The sequence below is a fragment of the Archaeoglobus sp. UBA230 genome (genome assembly GCA_002507545.1).
Lineage (GTDB): Archaea > Halobacteriota > Archaeoglobi > Archaeoglobales > Archaeoglobaceae > Archaeoglobus.
Window position 1 is genome coordinate 1 of the sequence record DAVR01000010.1, and the last position, 3,709, is coordinate 3,709.

The 3,709-nt window shown below is 42.8% G+C and carries 4 protein-coding genes; all 4 read left to right on the plus strand.

Translation table 11 applies throughout. The features are described from left to right. Positions 1–91 precede the first annotated feature (91 nt). The gene (locus BP688_RS02635) at positions 92–856 is read left to right on the plus strand and encodes a helix-turn-helix transcriptional regulator (protein ID WP_290596358.1); all 765 of its coding nucleotides are present in this window, start codon (positions 92–94) and stop codon (positions 854–856) included. Positions 857–886: 30 nt separating this feature from the next. Beyond that, entirely contained in the window at positions 887–2,248 is a 1,362-nt protein-coding gene (locus tag BP688_RS02640; protein WP_290596357.1) for an NAD(P)/FAD-dependent oxidoreductase, read from the plus strand. Then, positions 2,242–2,964 carry an FAD-dependent oxidoreductase gene (locus tag BP688_RS02645; RefSeq protein WP_290596356.1) on the plus strand — a complete coding sequence of 241 codons (723 nt, stop codon included), beginning with the start codon at positions 2,242–2,244 and terminating at the stop codon, positions 2,962–2,964. Before BP688_RS02640 ends, BP688_RS02645 begins: the two co-directional genes overlap by 7 nt. An 86-nt stretch (positions 2,965–3,050) precedes the next feature. Further along, on the plus strand, positions 3,051–3,709 hold a 659-nt coding region (locus BP688_RS02650; protein ID WP_290623396.1), incomplete at its 3' end, for a 3-hydroxyacyl-CoA dehydrogenase family protein.

Genomic DNA, 3,709 nt, shown 5'->3' on the forward strand with positions numbered 1-3,709 from the left:
CAAATTTTTTGGGACTATACAGGTTAATTGTTGACCTGAAAGGTCAAAAAATTTCAGAAAATTTTAACATCTAAAAATTTCGGTAGAGAATATGGGCATATTCGACGCCCTCGCAGCATCAACTCAGAGGAGAGAGATACTAAAACTGCTTTCTGAAAAACCAAGAACTTTAAAGGAAATAAGGGAAATTACTGGGATTTCAACTTCACTGGTTTCAAGACACATCAAAAAATTAAACAAGACGGGGCTGGTTAACAAAAAGGATTCTCACTATACTATCACCGACAAAGGCGAAATTATCCACCTTGCAATGGAAAAGTTCAACAGAATAGTGAATACAATCGAAAGGGACACTGAATTCTGGGAAATTCATGATCTAAGCAAGATTCCACTGGAGTTTAAACTCAGAATTGACGAAATTGGAGACTATGTCGTTCTCAGAAGTGAGAAAGATCAAGTTCTAAGACATTATAAGGTTTTTTCCTCGATATACCAAGAGTCAAAGATCGTTAAAGTTATTTCTGCAATTTTCTTCCCTTCACATCCGCAGATGTTCGTTGAAATCGCTTCAAAGGCCGATGTCGAGGTGATTACGACAGAAAAAACTCTTAGAACCCTCGAAAACGAATACGAGAAAGAATTGAAGGCTTATCTCGACAATGGTGGTAGGATTTATTATAACGATGATGTCAGGTTTACTGTTATAACAACAGAAAGGGCACTTTGTGTTGGCCTTTTCCTGAAGGATGGAAAGTATGATACCGAAAGCGGTCTTTTGAGTTACGACAAGAGTGCAATAAAGTGGGGGTTTGACCTGTTCGAGTATTTTAAAAGAGGGGCAGTTAGCTATCCATAAATTTTTATTTTTAAGTGTATTAGGAGTTGTGTGTATGACGTGGCTATTGTAGGTGCTGGTGTTACAGGATGTTTTATCGCGAAAGAACTGTCGAAGTATAATCTGAAGGTTATAGTGTTTGAAAGGAAAGCTGCAATGGGGCTTGGACAGACTAAAGGATGTTCTGGAATTATTCACGCTTTTCAACTCCCGTTCAACTCTTTAAAAGGGAAACTCTGCCTCGAAGGAAATGCGATGATGGATAGGGAGAGTGAAGAACTTGGATTTTCCTTCAAGAGAGTTGGTCTACTGCTCGTGGCAACCAATACGATTACGAAGATTTTACTGCCACTTCTAAAAGCGTATTTCTCGAGATACGTAGAGGTGGAAGAGGTAGGTAGGGAGGAAATACTTGAAATGGAGCCAAATTTAAGAGAAGACGTAAAAGGAGGTTTGCTTTTCCCTTCAGCAGGTGTTGTTAATCCTGTTGAAATGACCTATGCAGCTTACAGGTTTGCAAAGGAAAATGGTGTTGAGTTCAAATTTAACAGCAAGGTCAAGGACATTTCGAGAAAGCCCAACAGCTTTGTGCTGAAAACGTCAGGTGGGGAATTTGAAGCAAAATACGTCTTGAACTGTGCCGGAGTTTACGCTGATGAGATAGCAAAGATGGTCGGCTACGAGCTTAAAATAACGCCGGGAAAGGGGTCGCATGTAGTCTTCAACGAAAGGGGGTTTTCAAACCATCTGATCGCTGCGATACCGCTGAAGCCTGACAGGAGAACAAAAGGTGGCGGAGCATTGGTCAGCGTAGATGGAAAGGCGATATGGGGACCAAATCTGGTTGATGTGGAGAGCAAAGAGGATACGAGTGTGACAAGAGAAGAGATTGAGGGTTTAAAAAGGAAGTTCGGAAGACTGTTCAAAAGACTGCCTAAGGACGTAATAGCCTACTACGCGGGAGTCAGATCCATTGCTGGTAGTGACTTCGTTATCAATCAGCCACTAAGGAATTTTATAAACGTTGCGGGGATTCAGAGTCCCGGCCTGACAGCTGCACCAGCAATAGCGAGGAGAGTTGTGAGAGTACTCGCTGCAAGCGGGCTTGAGTTAAAGAGGAAGGAGAAATTAATCAAATACAAGTTTACGAGGATCAGAGAGTTAAGCGAAGATGGAATAGAGAAACTGGTAGAGCAAAACCCAGATTATGGCGAAGTTATATGTCTCTGCAACCTCGTAAGCAAGGCGGAAATTCTGGAAGTTGTACGAGACTTTCCAAGCTTTGACGCTGTAAAGCACATAACAAGAGCAGGGATGGGTTGTAACAAGTGTCATGCAGACATAATAATTTTAATGCAGAGAGAGTGTAATAGAACTGTAAAAGATGGTGCTGGAAGTGAACTGATATGGTAGCAGTGGACTACGTGGTGATTGGAGCAGGATATGCTGGATTGAAATGTGCAGAGACTCTGATGGATAAGGGGTTTAAAACCTTGATTTTTGACATGAGAGAGAGTGGTGGAGAAATTAGTGTTTTCTCAAAACTGAGCGATTTTAGCTCTAAATATGAGAAGTACATTGAAGAGGTGGAAGAGCTTAAGAAGGATATTCCTGTTGATATAGGGACGGTCATAAAGTCGAAGCCTGTTATAGTTAACTCTGGGAACGGTTTAAAGAGGTTTGAAGCAAAAAGGGTGCTTCTGTGTACTGGAGCAACAGATGTAGCCCCAGCAAAACTGAACGTGCTTGGAAAGAGAGTAGCTGGGATATATACTCTCGAAACAGCGTTGAGGTTAATTTCCGATAACAACAGGATTGGAAACAAAGTGTTGATTGCGGCAAAAGAGGATAAGGTCGTAGAGCTTGCTGAATCTCAGTTTTACAGGCTCGGATATGAAGTTGAACTCAGCGAACTCCAGGGAGACATAAGTGTGATCGGAAAGGACAGAGTTGAGGGTGTGGAAATAGGAGGGGAGACTTATAACTGCGACACTCTTATTGTTTACGGCGGAAGGAGCTCATTCAACCCTCTGAAGCTGAGGGGCACACCGGTTGGGAATGTAGTAACGTGCACTTATGATTATTCTAAGGTAGAGGAAAACGTAAAGAATTTCCTTTCAAAGATTTAGAACTTTTTTACCTTTTCTATTCAAGAATAACGAATAAAATGGAAAGATTTAATAGCCTATTTTGTGATGAGTTGACAGGTGGTATTATGGACGTTAGAGAGAGAATAAAAACCGTCGCAGTTCTCGGTGCTGGATTGATGGGTCATGGAATTGCAGAAGTGTGTGCAATGGCTGGCTATAACGTTACAATGAGGGACATAAAGCAGGAGTTCGTTGATAGAGGAATGAACATGATCAGGGAAAGCCTTGCAAAGCTCGAACAAAAGGGGAGGGTTAAGAGTGCTGAAGAGGTCTTGGCGAGGATAAAACCCACGACTGATCTTGAGGAGGCTGTGAAGGATGCCGACCTTGTTATTGAGGCAGTTCCAGAGGTAGTGGACATAAAGAAGCAGGTCTGGGAGGAAGTTGACAAGCTAACAAAGCCTGAATGCATATTCGCGAGCAATACATCAACAATGAGGATTACCATGCTCGGCGGATTTACTTCAAGACCAGAGAAGTTTGCCGGATTGCACTTCTTCAATCCGCCGGTTTTGATGAGGCTGGTTGAGGTGATAAGGGGGGAGAAGACGAGCGACGAGACGATGGATTTGCTGGTCGAGTTCGTGAATAGCATTGGTAAGGTTCCGGTTAGGGTGGAGAAGGACGTGCCCGGGTTCATAGTGAACAGGGTGCAGGCTCCTGCCAGTGTGCTTCTCATGGCAATTCTCGAGAAGGGTGTGGCAACTCCTGAAGAGGTAGATGC

Coding starts and splice junctions, on each gene's coding strand:
- BP688_RS02635 (WP_290596358.1), top strand. CDS start 92: ATGGGCATATTCGACGCCCTCGCAGCATCAACTCAGAGGAGAGAGATA.
- BP688_RS02645 (WP_290596356.1), top strand. CDS start 2,242: ATGGTAGCAGTGGACTACGTGGTGATTGGAGCAGGATATGCTGGATTG.